Here is a 15,416-nt window from a genome sequence, read left to right as displayed (position 1 = left end):
GCGAGGGACAGCGAGCCGTGAAGCTAACCGGTCTGCTATCTCACCACCGTACAACGTGTCGGTGCTGAGCAGGTAAATCAGGCCAACGTTGGACCGAAAAGTCAGAACGTTGGCCTCGATTGGGCGCCCGAGTCCTTTCGCGAGGGCAGGCCTTGCGGCATATCCAAATAGAGGGAAAGGCGAGGCGGGTGAGATGTCCACGCTGCTGGCACATGTGCTGGTGGTCATTCTGCACTGCCTTCCTGGACATCACAGCGCACTCCGTAGCGAGTCAGCCAAGAAATGACTCGTAGGCCAGCGGCGCTGTCTGTTCCGAGCCACGCCTTCTCACTAACGACGTCGACCACCGTCGCTCCGCGACCTGACAACGTCGCTCTCTCGTGTGCGGACAGGTTGGCGCCGAAGTAGACGTCCGCTGGCACCTGCGTCAATGAGGGGCCCGTATGGCTGGTTTGAACTAGGCGTCGTGTTGCCCACGGCTGAGTCATGATGGCGGAAAGGACAAAGTCAAGACGTTTGCGCAATTCATCTTCATCTATGAACGCATTAGCCTTTTCGCGTATGACCTTGGCGGGGCTGCCGCCCGCGAGAGAGCCAGCAGGAACATCCTTGGTGATCACACTGCCCCCCGCAATTATGGCGTCGTCGCCGATCGTGACTCCAGGAAGGATGAACACCCGCCAAGGAATCCAGACACGAGCGCCGATGTTGACGGGGCCGAAGGCAACGGGAGCGCCACGGAAATAGTTTGACCAACTGCCGTGCGTGAACACGAGCCCATGGCCTCCGAGACCCGTGCGCTCACCCAGGGTGATGCCATGACCAGGGTCAAGCCAGCAAAAGGGAAATGTTTGGGCATGCGCACCGAGGACCAGTCGGTTGCTTTTTAAAGTAACGTCGCTCGAGGCGATGTTGAGCATCCCGATCCGAGCGCTGTGTCCTAAGTGAATGTGACCCGCGGACAGGGTCGTCAGAGGCTTGATAGTCGCCTTTGAGTCGAGCACGAGTCTTTCGGCGCGAACATGAACGAAGGGTCCTACCTTGGCGCCGGCGCCCAGTTCGATTTGATCGACCTGAAGAATCGAACCAAAGCCGATCTGCGCGCCGGCGCCTATCTGGTGTCCTCGAGCTCGAAGGATCGCAGAATGGAGTCGGCCCGGTAGTAGTGAAAGCAGGAACCTCAGCATAATGTCGCTCTTTCCGTTGGTGATGGGTTGCGAAACGCAGAAGAGTGCGGTGAGCCAGCATTCGCGTTGTAGAGTGAAATAGGCGACAGGAGGCGTTCGACTTCGCTGTCCCGTTTACACTGTGGCAACTGGCTGACGTAGGCTGGCGCTGTCGACAGTCCGAGCAACATCGGTGGGACTGCTAGGACTCGCGTGACCAAAGCTAACAATCTACTACTCGTTGCCCCATAAGTGCCAAGCACCATCAGGAGGGGGGCTTGGCCGCCCAGAGCGTTGACGAAGCCGGTTCGAGCCACCACCAGTGGGAACTGACGATACCGTCGAACCAGAGACTGCTTGCGTACTGGAGCACCCTCAAGTTTCTCAAACAAGTCAGCTCGGAAGCGCAGGGAGACGGCGCCGATGAGTTGGCCCACGAAGTAGCCGGCGACGAGCCTCCAAGCGCGGGAGGTGAGACTCTTTGCGATCAATTGGGCTGTTGCCGTGCTATCAGATTGAGGGACGTGACGATTCGCGATGGCGCGATAGGGAAAATGGCGGATCGCCCACGCGTTGAGAAGTTGGTAGGCCACCACTGGAGTGATTAAGAGCGTCACACCTGGATACAGACCATGAAGGTGGCATGGGCTGTGCTCATGGAGGAAAACTTGGCCCGCGAAGGCAACCACGGTGATGAGGATGAGGCAGACCATGGTCATTGCAACGCCCAGAGCCAGAAGGCCTTGGGACTCAGTCTGGGCCTTGGCGATCAGAGCGGCCGACGCGAATCGCCCCAAGGCTCCACTAGCCAGAGACAAGACGATCGCAGTGGTGACCGAGAACGCACCGAATTCGCCGCGGGTAAAGAGGCTGGTCAGTGCCGGTGTGACGGCAAAACTGATCGCACTTCCAATCATGCTGCCAGATGCGACAGTAAGTACGGCGCGCAAGAATCCTGCGCGCGGCGCGGGTGCGTGACGCTGCGGTGAGGTCGTGCTCACGGGCGGTCGGGGGTTACCTGGTGTTGTTGGAATGTTGAATCGAGCAGGAGCGTCGCCCGTCCGTTCAAAACTGCCTTGATGCCGGCGAAGTCGACCGACATCAACGCGGCGCGCGTGTTGTAGCCCTCGGCCGCACCGCGGAACGGGGCCACTTGGCCGAACTCGGACGCGGCGGGACCAGTTTCGTGAAAGGTGAGGTCAGCGTTCAGGGTTTCGGCGAGGAACGTGCCCTCCTCGCCGGGCACAAGGCTAAGGCGTTCCTTGATTGGAGAGAGCCAATTGACCAGGCGGTTGATGACAGTGCCTGGGGCCGTCTTGGCCGTGACTGAGATCAGGTTCTCATGCTCGCGGCCGCTCTTGTGCAACGTGTGCCCAGAGACGATGGTGTGCTGGACCTGCGGTACCCAGGCCGTCGGGTCGATGTTGTGCCCATTTTGCCGCCGTGACTTCATCGTGCCGGAACGCCCTTTACTGTTGCTCCTGCGGGAACATCCTTCACCACACAGGCGCCACCACCGACCAGTGCACCAGGGCCTACGGTCAACTGGTTCAACACGACCGCGGCGACGCCGATGACGGCCCCACTCTGCACGACGCAATCACCGGACACGGCCGAGGCCGGGTTCAAGCTGACATAGTCCTCAAGGACCGTATCGTGTCCCACGGTGACGTTGGGGTTTATATGCACGTGTCGACCGAGTCGGATGTTGGTGGTGAGTCTGGCCCCGGCCAACACGATAGTTCCCCCCCCGATATTGCACTGAGATCCGATGCTCGCATAGGGGTGGATAAGGGTGGCGGCCGTGAAACCGGCCTCGTCCAGTCCGACCGCAAGCATGCGCCGCACCAACGGAGAGCCAATGCCAATGGCGTAGAGCGGACGGTCGTGGCGTGCGATCAACTCTTGAGTGACACCCAGGTAGGCGATCCCTCGCGCAGCGAGCCGTTCCAAGTTTTGCTTGGAGGGAGAGTCGTCCGCCACGCCAACAAGGGTCCACCGCGGCTTCACCTCTATCCGGTTGATCGCTTCCACGGCGTCGGCCACCTCGCGGCCGAAGCCACCAGCGCCAATGATTACTAGGGGCTCAGGCACGCTGACTCCCCAGGAATTCGGGCATGGTTACGTCGCCATCAGCGGAAATGCCGTCACGCTGGAGGACTTTTCCCAGGGTGATTAACAGGATACTTAGGTCGAGGCGCAAAGAGTGTTTATCAACGTACTCAACGTCCTTTGCGAACTTGTCCTCCCAGGTCAGCGCGTTCCGGCCGCTCACCTGTGCTAAGCCAGTGACTCCCGGTCGGACCTCGTGGCGGCGGGCCTGTTCGGGCGTGTAAAGATCGAGATAGTGCATAAGTAGCGGACGGGGACCAACAAGGCTCATGTCGCCTCGAATGACGTTCAAGAAGGCAGGGAGCTCATCGATACTGGTTGCGCGGAGCAAACGCCCGAGACCTGTGAGTCGTGACGCGTCATCAACGCGCCCCGAGCGCACGTCTATCGATCGCATAGTGCGCAACTTGAGCATCGTGAAGGGAGTGCCACCGAGCCCTGGTCGTCGCTGGCGGAACAGGACAGGCGGCCCCATCGTCACTCTGATGGCGGCAGCGGCTACGAGTTGGATCGGCGCGGTCGCTAGCAGGGCGGGAATCGCGAGGGCGAGGTCAACTGCACGCTTAGCACGATAACTCATCGTCCCGCCCCTGTCAGTGACTGGCGGACATGCTTGATCACCCGGTCGATTTCTTCGTCCAGAAGCCCGGCGCCACTCGGGAGTGTCAATCCGTTGGCGAAAAGGTGCTCGGCGGTGCCCTTGATAAAGGAGCGCGCGCTTCCGAAAACTGGCTGCAGATGCATTGGCTTCCAGAGATGACGCAGCTCGATCCCGTCTTTTGCCGCGGCCCTCATAATCTGAGTCAGATTATCTTCGGCCTCCTCGACCAGCACGGTCGTCAACCAGCAGTTGTCTTGACTCTGGCCCCGAACGGATTCACCGCCGAGGAAGCGAACGGGCAGATCTGCGAGCCCGTCCACATAGCGGTTCCGGATTGCCTGCCGACGCCCGATCATCTCGTCGAGGCGTGACAGTTGGCCACGTCCCAGTGCGGCGAGGATATTGGACAGTCGGTAGTTGTAGCCGACCGTAGTGTGTTCATACCAGGGAAAGGGCTCTCTTGCCTGCGTCGAGAGTTTCCGCGCGTGTGCGATGAGTGCTTGGTCGTCGCTGAGGAGCATCCCCCCGCCCGATGTGGTCATGATTTTGTTGCCGTTGAACGACAGCGCGGCCGCTTGGCCGAAGGAACCCGCAGCGCGACCCTGGTAGGTGGCGCCGAGTGCCTCGGCGGCGTCCTCGATCAGTGGGATGCCTCGCTCGGCGAGCGCCGGCTCGATGGCGTCATAGTCGCAAGCGCGGCCGAACAGGTCGACTGTCATCACAGCGGCGACTCGCCGTCCCTCGTGTTGGAGCTGGTCGACAGCATCAATGAACAGATTGGGATCCACGTTGCCGTCGTCAGGTCGGCTGTCGACGAACACAGGTTCTGCACCCGTGTAGACCACGGCGTTGGCCGTCGCAGCGAAAGTCATTGTGGGGAGAACGACGACGGTGCCCGAGCGTGCGCCAAGGTGGATTAGGGCTAGATGGAGCGCAGCCGTGCCCGAAGATAGCGCCAACGCATGCTTGACTCCGACACGAGCGGCGATCTCTGCCTCGAAGGCATCCACGTCCGGGCCGAGGGGTGCCACCCAGCCTGACCGTAACGCTCGGAGGACATACTCTTCCTCGACCTCTGTTATGTCTGCTTTAGACAGGTGGATGCGGTCGGTCACGCTCTAGCCCCACCTAGAGCCGAGTGGTCGCGGTGCCTCCTGGGCGCAGGCACGCTTTCTCCCCGCATGGGACCCCTCCCGCCGGTTGACTGCTTGATCTCTTGATGTTGACCCAAGTATGCGCTGATCACAACTTGGATGGCCAATCGGCGAGAAATCCCCCTCGTCTCGTGTGAGTCCTGGGGTCCACGACGTCGAGAACCGCTCCGTGACGTCGTCTATGGTGGAGGGACACGACAGGGGAGCGCATGAGCGCTGAGAGTGCGGCACCGGGCCGCAGACCCTCGAACCTGATTCCGGTTAGCACCGGCGGAGGAAGTCGAAGGAGACGACATCTTGCGCACCACACATATCCTGGCCTGCACGGCCGCCCTCACGCTCGGACTCACCGGCTGCTCGCTGATGGGTGACAGCGACGACGAGCCGCCCCACGAGGCTGAAACTGACAGAAGCACGGCAACCAGCACAGCCTTGGGCGAGGTGGTGCTCGTCACGCACGACTCGTTCACACTGCCGGACGAGGTCATCGACGGCTTCACCGACGAGACCGGCTACGACCTGGTCGTCCGCGCGTCTGGTGATGCCGGGTCGCTGACCAACCAACTGGTGCTGACCAAGGGCAGCCCGATCGGGGACGCCGTCTTCGGCATCGACAACACGTTTGCCTCCCGCGCGGTCGACGAGGGGGTGCTCGCGGCATACTCCCCGGCAGACCTGCCCGCAGAGGTGAGCGCGCATGCCTTGCCCGGCGAGGGGCCCGAACACCTGACGCCCGTCGACTTCGGCGACGTCTGCGTCAACATCGACGACGCCTGGTTCGAAGCCGAGGGCATCGATCCCCCGCAGACGCTGCAGGACCTGACCGACCCGACCTACCAGGACCTGTTCGTCACCCCAGGCGCCAGCTCGTCCAGCCCCGGGCTGGGCTTCCTGCTGGCCACCATCGGTGAGTTCGGTGAGGACGGCTGGCAGGGCTACTGGGAGGACCTGATGGCCAACGGCGCGACGGTGACCTCCGGCTGGTCGGACGCCTACGGCGTCGACTTCACCTTCAGCGGCGGCGACCGGCCCATCGTGCTGTCCTATGCCTCCAGCCCCCCGTTCACCATCCCCGAGGGCGGCGACGAACCGACCACCAGTGCGCTGCTGGACACCTGCTTCCGCCAGGTGGAGTATGCCGGCGTGCTCGAGGGCGCAGAGAACCCAGCAGGCGCGCAGGCGCTGGTCGACTACCTGCTGTCCGACCAGGTGCAGGCGGCCATCCCGGACTCGATGTATGTCTATCCGGTCACAGACGTCGAGCTCCCCGAGCTGTGGGCGCAGTGGGCGCAGGTCGCGGACGACCCGATCGACGTCGACCCCGCGCTCATCGAGGAGCACCGTGAGGGCTGGGTCCGTCAGTGGGCCGACATCGCGACCGGCTGATCCCCGGGGTGGGGCTCACGCTCCTGGCCCTGATCCCGCTGGCGTTCCTGGCGGTCTTCTTCGTGCTGCCGGTCGGCGGCATGCTGGTGCGCGGGTTCGCCCCCGACGGGACCTGGGACTTCTCGGGCGTGGCCGAGGTGCTCACCCGACCCCGCACCGGACGGGTCCTGTTCTTCACGGTGAGTATGGCGGCAGCCGGCACCGTGCTGACCCTCCTGCTCGGCCTGCCGCTGGCCTTCGTCCTCTATCGGCTCAAGTTCCCCCGTCGGGGGCTGTTGCGGGCGGTGGTGGTCATGCCGTTCGTGCTGCCCACCGTCGTGGTCGGCGTGATGTTCCGGGCGCTGCTCTCGGCGGGTGGCCCGCTGGGCTTCCTGGGGTGGGACCGGTCCTGGATCCCCATCCTGGCGGCCTATGTCTTCTTCAACCTGGCCGTGGTGGTGCGCACCGTCGGCGGGATGTGGGAGGGGCTGGACCGGCGGGCCGAGGACGCGGCCGCGGCCCTGGGCGCGCGACCGGCGCAGGTCTTCCGGACCGTGACGCTGCCGGCGCTGACGCCAGCGATCATCTCGGCCGGCACCCTGGTCTTCCTGTTCTGCTCCACCGCGTTCGGGGTCGTGCTCACCTTGGGTGGGTTGCGCTACGGCACGATCGAGAGCGAGATCTATCTGCTGACCACCGAGTTCCTGGACCTGCGCGGCGCCGCGGTGCTCTCCGTCATACAGCTGCTCGCGGTCGTCGCGATGTTGGCGGTGGCGGCGCGAGGGCGGGCGCGGACCGAGCAGAGTCTGACGCGCTCACGCGGGGTGGCTCGGGCACCGCGAGGCTCGGACTGGCCGCTGCTGGCGGCGGCCGGGGGAGTCGTGGCCTTTGTGCTGCTGCCGGTGCTGACGCTGGTCTGGCGGTCGGTGCGGGACGGGGGCGGGTTCACGCTCGACCACTATCGGCTGTTGGCCGATCCCGACGCTTCCCCCGCGCTGCGGGTGAGCATCCTGGACGCGGTGTCGAACTCGCTGCGCACGGCAGTGGATGCGACGGTGCTGGCGATGGTGCTCGGGTTGTGTGTCTCGATCGTGGTGTCGCGCCGGCCGCGGGGGGTCGGGGCGCGGCGTCTGGTCTCTGCGCTGGACGGTGCGTTCATGCTGCCGCTGGGGATCTCTGCGGTGACGGTGGGGTTCGGCTTCCTGATCACGCTGGACCGGCCGCCGCTGGACCTGCGGACCCCCGCGGTGCTGGTGCCGATCGCCCAGGCTCTCGTCGCCCTGCCGTTGGTGGTGCGCACGATCACGCCCGTGCTGCGCTCGGTGGACCCACGACTGCGACAGGCTGCTGCGGCGCTGGGGGCGGGGCCGCTGCGGGCCGCGTGGACCGCCGAGGGGCCAGTGCTCGGCAAGCCGCTGCTGGCCGCCACCGGCTTTGCGTTTGCGATCTCGCTGGGGGAGTTCGGCGCGACCAGCTTCCTGGCGCGACCCGACCGGCCGACGGTGCCGGTCGTCATCTATCAGCTGATCAGTCGGCCAGGTGCTGACAATCTGGGGATGGCGCTTGCCGCCTCGGTGCTCCTCAGCCTGCTGACCGTGACCGTGATGGGCCTGGTGGAACGCCTCCGGGTCGGAAGTGTGGGGTCGTTCTAGTGCTCACTTTGCGTGATGTTGGCGTCCGGTTTGGCGCGAAGGTTGCTGTCGCGGACGTGTCCCTCGAGCTGCCCGAGGGTGAGGTGCTTGCCGTTCTCGGCCCGTCCGGTTGCGGCAAGTCGACGCTGCTGCGCGCCATCGCCGGGCTCGAGGTGCTGGACACGGGGGCGGTGAGCGTCGACGGCCGCGACCTGGTGGGCGTGCCGACCCACCGGCGCGGCTTTGCCCTCATGTTCCAGGACGGTCAGCTCTTCCGGCACCTGGACGTCGCCGGCAACCTGGGCTATCCGCTGCGTCTGCGCGGCGCGTCCCGGGACGCGATTGCTCAGCGGGTCGAGGAGTTGCTGGAGACGGTCGGGCTACCGGGCTATGGCTCGCGCTCGGTCACCACCCTTTCTGGTGGCGAGCAGCAGCGCGTCGCCCTCGCCCGCGCCCTCGCGGCGCAACCTCGCCTGCTGCTGCTCGACGAGCCGTTGTCGGCCCTGGACCGCGCCCTGCGGGAGCGGCTCGCGGGTGACCTGCGCGGCATACTCACCAGCACCGGGACCACTGCCCTGCTGGTGACGCACGACCACGACGAGGCCTTCACGCTGGCGGACCAGATGGCCGTGATGTTTGACGGGCGGATCGTGCAGCACGGCCCGACCCAGCAGGTGTGGGCGCACCCGAAGAACCGGCAGGTGGCGGAGTTCATCGGCTTCGGCACGTTCCTCGAGGGCGCCGCGGCGGACGTGCTGCGAGGTGCGGTGTCCTCTGAGGGGGCGAGCCTCGACGGGGCGACGTTGGCGCTGCGGCGCTCAGCCCTGTGGGTCTCCGGGTTTGGGCCGCTGTCGGCCACCGTGGTGTCCGCCTCCGCCATCAGCGACGCAGTGCGGGTCGATCTCGAGCTTGACGGCGTGGGACCGGTCGAGGCGCTCGCCGCGCAGAACGCCGTCTTGGCGCCTGGCGACCGCGTGCGGGTGCTGCCCTATGTGACGGGCATGGCTGCGTTCTAGAGGCCAGCGGGCGAGGTCGGCGGCACTTTCGACCTCGAGGCGCTCGCGGACGTGGACCGGGCGCGAGCTCAGGGAAAGATGTGCTGACCAGGGAGGGCAGGATCTGAGTGTCTCAAAATGGCACTTCTGTGACACGCATCGCCTGGGTGATGCCCACCGCAGCCGACCTGCCCGAGTACGCCGACGAGAACGGTCACGCCTACCTCGCCGAGGACACCCTGCACCTGTGGGTGTGGTCCGACGCGGATTGGGTGGACCTCGGCAGCGTCGAGGGCCCGGCCGGCTCCGATGCCGAAGTCACCGACGGCAACGTGGCTGACGCGATCGACCCGGCGACTGCGCTCGCCCCCGTCATCGACCGCCGCACGCCCGAAGATGGTGAGCGCCGCGTCGTTCCTCAAGGTCGTGTGGATCTACCTGCGCGACAACGCGGGGACATTGGAAAGGCCACTAGTTAGCGAAGTAGGGCCCTGGACCGCACTGACTCCAGGTAGCCTTGGCCGCATGGCCGAGACGGGGGACGCACGTGCGCGCAGCCTTCGTCAGGCGATCCTCACCGTAGGCATCGTCCTGATCCTCGCTGAGGCACTCCGGGCGGTCTACCGTCACCGCGTAGCCCCGTTCTTCGACTATCAAGGGCTCGGCTACCGCGCGCCCGAACCGCTGGAATACGGCACCGCACTGTTCGTCCTCTTGACCGTTGCCCTGCTTCTGCCCCGGCGGATCCGGGTCGTTTCCGACTTCCTCGTGTGGATGGTGTTCGCGCTGGCCGTCGCCCCCAGTGTCCTGCTCGCCCAGTACATGCCGACCTTGCAACCAACGCAGGCCACGGTCATGGGCGTCGTCATGGGCGCGTGCATGTTGCTGATCCGGTGGGGCGCGGCGCTCGACCCAGTCAAGACCCTCCCTGTGCGCCGAATCGACACCGGCATCAACTTCTGGGGGCTTCTCGCGCTCGTCTCAGCCTTGACCTACGCGGTGCTGGTTGCCACCAACGGCCTGCACGTCCGCTTCCTCAGTTTCGATGACGTCTACTCGGTGCGCGACGAGTTCAGCCTGGCCGCGTCCGGCAGTTTCGTCATGGCCTACCTGCTCCCATGGCAGTCCAACGTCATCAACCCCCTTTTCATGGCACGCGGCATCCTCGCCCGCAAGTGGGGCACCCTAACGCTCGGGGTCGGCGGCCAGCTGCTGATCTACTCCAGCGTCGGCTCCAAGGGTGACCTGTTCGTGATCCCCGTCGTCGTCGCCCTGGCGCTTCTGTTCCGCTACCGCACGGTCATCCTGGGTCGTACGATCCTGCTTGCCGTCACTGCTGCCTGCACGCTCGCGCTCGCCCTCGACCAAGTCACCGACTCCATCGTGTGGTCGTCCCTGATCGTGCGCCGCGTCATGGTGGTCCCCGGCGCTCTGACCGCCGCCTACGTCGACGTGTTCTCCCAGCTGCCGAAGGCGAACTTCGCCGAGGTCATCCCGCTCATCCCTGACCCCTATGCGAGCGAGCCGATGCACCCGGTGCACATCGTCGGGTTGCTGTTCGTAGGAAACGCTGACACCGCAGCCAACGTCAACCTGTTCGGCCACGGGTTCCTGCAGTACGGCTACCCCGGCATGGTCGTCGAGTCGCTGGTGCTCATCGTCATGCTGTGGCTGGCGAACGCCGCGACGCGTGGCCTGCCGTTGCCGGCCGCGTGCATCGTCTTCTTCTCCCAGGGCATCGCTCTTATCAGCTCCAGCGTGTTCACCACTGCCCTGTCACACGGCTTTGGCTTCGCAGTGCTGGTGTGCGCACTCGCCCCTGTTACCGGCTGGGCACGCCGCGCCCGGGCGAGCGGTCCGGACCCACGCCCTCGGCCAGCCCGTAAATCACCGGCCCGGAGAAGAACGGCACCCACACGATCCTGACCCACCACGGGTTGATGGGCGTGGGGTCCCAGATGCTGCCCTTTGCTGAGCGCCTGCCAGGTGAGCGCGACCAGGCCGAACCCCCGGATGACGAACAGCCCTTAACCCAGCCGGTCGACGATGGCGCCCTTCATGAGCGCCACTCTAGCCGCTCCCGTGCCTCAGGCGCCGAGGGTTCGACCCGTCCCAGAACGTCCGGCTCTGGGACACCCCGTGATGCCCTTATTACCCTGAACTTTGGGTCTGATGAGAGGACAGACGGGGCGGTCATACGAAGCGGCCCTGGCGCGTTTAGAAGGAGGTGCTCCGGCATTCCGCGCCTAACGCAAGTACCTGAACCAAGCTGTGGGCTGGCTCATCTCCCGCGGCGTCGACACGCCGGGCGCGACGCACGTCTCCCCCGCCGCACGACATACCCCCGATGCTTGTTCTAGAGAGTCACCGTCGGTGCGGCCTGGACCGTGGGTGAGCCCTCGATGGCCGGCGTGGCAGCGCTCGCCTGTCCCAGCTTGCGGCGACGTCGGGCCGCGCGAGGGGTCTCCACGGGGTCTACCTAGCTTTGCTCCTATCGGCATGGTGCCGGTGATCAGGGCCAGGGAGGAGCGATCAACGATCGAGATCAACCTGCTGGTCACCTCGGACTGAACCACTGTCGCGGTGCGGCCGGCACTACTACGCTCGCTCTATGGCCTCTGCGAAGGCTGACGGGACCCTCGACGTCCGACTGATCGGCAGAGTGGCCGTGCGCACCATGGCAGGGTGGCGCGACGAGTGGCCACGCCCGGCTTCCCGGCGTCTCGTGGCCCTGCTGGTCCTCTCCCCCACGCGCTCGGCGCCGCGGGAGGTGGTGGCTGACCGCCTGTTCGGCCACCTGCCTGCGGACCGGGCCCTGCGCAACGTGTCCAAGGCACTGAGCCTGGCTCGGAGTGTTGTCGGCCCGGGCATTTTCCTGGGCGACTCGGCGACCCTGTGGATCGCCGAGTCGGTGGAGGTGCGCACCGATCTGGCGCAGGACACCGAGCAGGCGCACCGCGCCCTGGTCAGCCCACCGCCACCCGAGGGTTGGGCAGACCTGCGGGCCCTTCTCGCACGTGCCGACCAGCTCCTGTCCGAGGACCTGTATGAGGACTGGGCGCAGGACGTGCGGCGCGACCACGAGGCGTTGACCAGGGAGGCAGCGCTCGCGCTGGCACACAGCAGCGGGCTCGGGACCGACTGGGGCCGGGTGCTGACTCACGACCCCTGCGACGTCGAGGCGTGGTCGGCGGTGCTGACTGCTGCTGCGGGGCGCGGCCCGGCGGAGCTGGACGCTGCCTACGCCGAGTGCCGGCTCGTCCACGCACAGGGGCTGCAGGGTCCACCGCCAGCCGCTCTGCGCCGGCTGACGGAGGGTCTGCGCCAGGTCCCGAGCAGCCCGGCCGAGTCCGACGTCACGGTTGGCCACGAGGCCGAGCTGCGATGGATCGGGAACCGGGTGGGCGTCACGGCTCGGGGCGGTGACAGCTGGGTGGTCTACGGCCCCGCCGGGATCGGCAAGACGCACCTGCTGTGCCGGGCGACCGCGAGCCTGCGCGACCAGGCGTGCCTCGTCCAGTGGGCCACGTGCGTGGCCGCCGACGCGGGAGGGCCCTTCGCCCCGCTGTCCTCGGCGCTCCGGCTCGCTCACACCGGCTCACATCCCGTGGTCGACGTCCTCGAACGTGGCGGCTCCGGCGGCTCGCAGGGCTGGTCGGCCGTCCGCCTCGCCGACGACGTGGCGGCTGTGCTCGACGCGTATGCCGAGCGGCTGGTCCTGGTCGTCGACGACGTGCACTGGGCGGACCCGGCGTTGAAGTCCCTGCTGTCACGGCTCTGTGCACTCGCGAGCGGTCGACGGTGGAGCCTGCTGATGGCCGGCCGCAGTGACGAGGCCGACCACCCGCTCCCGAGCGTCCCCTCGTCGACCGCGAGCTTGCGGGTCACCGCTCTGACGCCGCAGGAAACCGCGGTCCTGGCCCGTCGACTGCTCGGCCACGACCGCGCCACCGATCCAGTGGCCTCGGAGTCCGTCGTGCAGGCCCTCGTCACACGCAGCGGCGGCAACCCGTTCTTCCTCACCGAGCTGGCGCGAGGCGCAGGAGGCGCTCCGTTGACCGGAGGGGATCTCCCCGAACGGGTCCACGCACTCCTGCGACGGCGACTGTCCCTGATCACCACCGCCTCACATCACGCACTGGCGCTGACCGCACTCGCCGGTGAGCGTGCCACCGTCCCGCTGCTCGCGCGGGTCCTGGGGGAGCAGGAGGCGGACCGATCGGTGCGGGAGCTGCGGTCGCACTCCCTGCTGAGCACCACCTCAGCCCCGCGCCCTGTCCACCCGTTGCTGCGCGAGGTGGTGGTCGCCGACCTGACGGCGGTCCAGACCTGCGAGGTGCACGACCAGCTCGCGCGTGCTCTCACCGGGCTGGCGCAGGAGTCCGATCGGCGGGACCTGGCGGATGCTGCCGCCGGCCACGCGCTCTCGGCCTACACGGCATACCCCACCTCGGAGCGGGCGCCCGGCGCTGCTGCTGCCGGGCTGGCCAGTGGCGGGCGGATGCTGCGCTCTTTCACACCAGAGGCAGCTGCGAACATCCTCGAGGAGGCTCTTGCGGCCTTCGCCGACAGCGCTGCCGACGACAAGGCGGGCCTGGTGCCCGCTGCCGTGGGCGGCTGGCTGGACCTGGGCAGGTGCCGCCTGCTGCTCGGTGACGCAGAGGGTGCGGAGCGGGCTTTCCGTGCGGGGCTGGAGCTCGCGGAGCAGCCGCTGGACCGCGCCCGGTGCTACCGCCGGCTGGCCGCCCTGCACTACCGCACTGGACGGATGGCTGAGACGGCGGGCGTCCTCGAGGTCGCCCTCATGGACACCGCCGACGAGTTGGCCCGTGCGCTGCTCGAGACCGAGCTGGGCTGGACACTCCACCGACGCGGCCGAGCATCCGAGGCGCTGCCGATCCTGCAACGCGCCACCCAGGTGTTCGAGGACGGGGGCAGCTGGGACCTGGCGGCATGGTCGCTGGACTACCTCGCGATGACTCACGTGGCGCTCGGTGATGTTGACCACGGGTTGGCGCTCCTGGACCGGGCGCTCGCCCGGGACGGCGTGAGCGCCGACCACTACCGGCGCGGGGTCCTCCTGATCCACAGGGGTGGGGTGCTCCGCCGGCTGGGTCGGCTCGAGGAGGCGCTGGGTGCCGTCAACGAAGGCATCCGGATCGTGCGGCGCACCCGTGACAGGTATGTGCTCAGTGTCGGGTGCCGCATCGCCGCCGACATCCACGAGGCGGAGGGCGACCTGTCTGGTGCGGTGAGCGCCCGCACGGAAGAGCTCACACTCCTGCGTGGGACCCACAACCACCGGCACGTCGCCATGGCGCACGCACACCTGGCCAGCCTCTATCGCAGACAAGGCCGCACCCAGGAGTCCGACCGGGCGACGCACGCAGCCCGCGGCGCAGTGGAGCAGTCGGCCGACGCCGACGTGGCCGAGGCCGTAGCCGCCCTCCTCGACCGCGGGAACACGGCGGGAACACCTGGCTCCTAACGTCCGAGGTATCCGGCGGGTCGCCGGACAACCGAAGGAGGAGTCTGATGAGCATCCAGGAGACACAGTCCGTCGAGGAGACCAGGCAGGTGATGGAGGCCTACGCGGCGGAACACGACACGTCGCTGATCGCGCCGGACGCGATCTTTCACGACATCGCGTCCGGACAGGACTACATCGGGCGCGAGGCCATCGCGGGAATGCTGCACTACGTCTACCACGTCGCGTTCCAGGCGGGAGCCGAGGAGGTGCGGTCCACCATCGGAGACGGTGCCGCGGTCCTCGAGGCGGTCATCGTAGGCACCCACATCGGGGAGTTCGCGGGTGTCCCGGCCACGGGACGCGAGGTGCGCATCCCACTGGTCGTGAGCTACCGGATCGCCGACGGCTACGTGCAGGAAGCCTCTGTCTACCTGCTGGTCTCGACCTTCCTGCAACAGGTCGCCTAGCGCTCGCCTAGCGCGGCACGAGACAAAGGAGAAGAAATCATGATCATCCGGCTCATCTCACCCCTCGTCCTGATGGGCAGCATCAGCCTGTGGGCAGCCACCGCCGCCGTCGCGGGCGCCCCACCACCATCCTGGACTCAGGAGCGGGTCCTGGAGTGTGACGAAGGAACTGTGCACACCTACCTGACCCCGGCCGGCTTCGGCACACCGTTCCACGTCGTGGGCACGAACGACGTGATCATCCCGAAGTATGTCGAGGTCGTTCTTCCGACGGGTGAGGGCCCCTACGTGACCCTCGACGTCCCGGGGTTCAAGGCGAGCAACAAGCATGCGGTCCACTGCTGGTATGTGGATCCCATCGGCCTCGAGGTCGAGTTCTGGGGCACGCGCAGATAGCGGGCTGGTGCCTTGGTGCTCCCAGGCAAGGGAGGTATGCCGTGCTCCCAGCTCACGGC

General features: G+C 66.6%; 14 protein-coding genes and 1 riboswitch. Of the genes, 8 read left to right on the top strand and 6 right to left on the bottom strand.

Annotation, left to right across the window (positions count from 1 at the left end):
- Window positions 1-224: 224 nt before the first annotated feature.
- From NF557_RS17655 to NF557_RS16085, 6 genes are all read right to left on the bottom strand, one after another.
- Window positions 225-1,187 carry an acyltransferase gene (locus tag NF557_RS17655; RefSeq protein ID WP_280923971.1) on the bottom strand — a complete coding sequence of 321 codons (963 nt, stop codon included), beginning with the start codon at window positions 1,185-1,187 and terminating at the stop codon, window positions 225-227.
- On the bottom strand, window positions 1,181-2,083 hold the full coding sequence (locus NF557_RS16105; RefSeq protein WP_252620789.1) for a polysaccharide biosynthesis protein: 903 nt from the start codon (window positions 2,081-2,083) through the stop codon (window positions 1,181-1,183). Before NF557_RS16105 ends, NF557_RS17655 begins: the two co-directional genes overlap by 7 nt.
- An 80-nt stretch (window positions 2,084-2,163) precedes the next feature.
- Window positions 2,164-2,619 carry a hypothetical protein gene (locus tag NF557_RS16100; RefSeq protein WP_252620788.1) on the bottom strand — a complete coding sequence of 152 codons (456 nt, stop codon included), beginning with the start codon at window positions 2,617-2,619 and terminating at the stop codon, window positions 2,164-2,166.
- Window positions 2,616-3,260 (bottom strand): NeuD/PglB/VioB family sugar acetyltransferase, encoded by a 645-nt coding sequence (locus NF557_RS16095; RefSeq protein ID WP_252620787.1) that lies wholly within the window; start codon window positions 3,258-3,260, stop codon window positions 2,616-2,618. The genes NF557_RS16100 and NF557_RS16095 overlap by 4 nt, the downstream gene beginning before the upstream one ends.
- The gene (locus NF557_RS16090; protein ID WP_252620785.1) at window positions 3,253-3,858 is read right to left on the bottom strand and encodes a sugar transferase; all 606 of its coding nucleotides are present in this window, start codon (window positions 3,856-3,858) and stop codon (window positions 3,253-3,255) included. Before NF557_RS16090 ends, NF557_RS16095 begins: the two co-directional genes overlap by 8 nt.
- Window positions 3,855-4,994 carry a DegT/DnrJ/EryC1/StrS family aminotransferase gene (locus NF557_RS16085; protein ID WP_252620784.1) on the bottom strand — a complete coding sequence of 380 codons (1,140 nt, stop codon included), beginning with the start codon at window positions 4,992-4,994 and terminating at the stop codon, window positions 3,855-3,857. The genes NF557_RS16090 and NF557_RS16085 overlap by 4 nt, the downstream gene beginning before the upstream one ends.
- Before the next feature lie 228 nt (window positions 4,995-5,222).
- A riboswitch (TPP riboswitch) is annotated at window positions 5,223-5,329 on the top strand.
- Between the two features lies 1 nt (window position 5,330).
- On the opposite strand from NF557_RS16085, the gene NF557_RS16080 reads away from it, so the two are divergent.
- The 8 genes from NF557_RS16080 to NF557_RS16045 all read left to right on the top strand — a co-directional run bounded on the left by NF557_RS16080 (window position 5,331) and on the right by NF557_RS16045 (window position 15,357).
- Window positions 5,331-6,419 carry a thiamine ABC transporter substrate-binding protein gene (locus tag NF557_RS16080; protein WP_252620782.1) on the top strand — a complete coding sequence of 363 codons (1,089 nt, stop codon included), beginning with the start codon at window positions 5,331-5,333 and terminating at the stop codon, window positions 6,417-6,419.
- Entirely contained in the window at window positions 6,395-8,050 is a 1,656-nt protein-coding gene (locus NF557_RS16075) for an ABC transporter permease (RefSeq protein ID WP_252620780.1), read from the top strand. The genes NF557_RS16080 and NF557_RS16075 overlap by 25 nt, the downstream gene beginning before the upstream one ends.
- Before the next feature lie 56 nt (window positions 8,051-8,106).
- Entirely contained in the window at window positions 8,107-9,045 is a 939-nt protein-coding gene (locus NF557_RS16070; protein ID WP_252620779.1) for an ABC transporter ATP-binding protein, read from the top strand.
- A gap of 128 nt (window positions 9,046-9,173) precedes the next feature.
- On the top strand, window positions 9,174-9,503 hold the full coding sequence (locus NF557_RS16065; protein WP_252620778.1) for a hypothetical protein: 330 nt from the start codon (window positions 9,174-9,176) through the stop codon (window positions 9,501-9,503).
- Window positions 9,421-10,950: a hypothetical protein gene (locus NF557_RS16060; protein ID WP_252620776.1), complete on the top strand. Its 1,530-nt coding sequence runs from the start codon at window positions 9,421-9,423 to the stop codon at window positions 10,948-10,950. The genes NF557_RS16065 and NF557_RS16060 overlap by 83 nt, the downstream gene beginning before the upstream one ends.
- Before the next feature lie 685 nt (window positions 10,951-11,635).
- The gene (locus NF557_RS16055) at window positions 11,636-14,512 is read left to right on the top strand and encodes an AAA family ATPase (RefSeq protein ID WP_252620774.1); all 2,877 of its coding nucleotides are present in this window, start codon (window positions 11,636-11,638) and stop codon (window positions 14,510-14,512) included.
- Between the two features lie 47 nt (window positions 14,513-14,559).
- A complete protein-coding gene (locus NF557_RS16050) occupies window positions 14,560-14,961 on the top strand; it encodes an ester cyclase (RefSeq protein ID WP_252620772.1) in 402 nt (133 codons plus the stop codon).
- Window positions 14,962-15,000: 39 nt separating this feature from the next.
- Complete coding sequence (locus tag NF557_RS16045; RefSeq protein WP_252620771.1) at window positions 15,001-15,357, top strand: hypothetical protein; 357 nt, start codon at window positions 15,001-15,003, stop codon at window positions 15,355-15,357.
- Window positions 15,358-15,416: the final 59 nt, after the last annotated feature.

This window comes from Ornithinimicrobium cryptoxanthini, assembly GCF_023923205.1.
Lineage (GTDB): Bacteria > Actinomycetota > Actinomycetes > Actinomycetales > Dermatophilaceae > Ornithinicoccus > Ornithinicoccus cryptoxanthini.
This window is presented reverse-complemented; position numbering and strand designations above follow the sequence as displayed.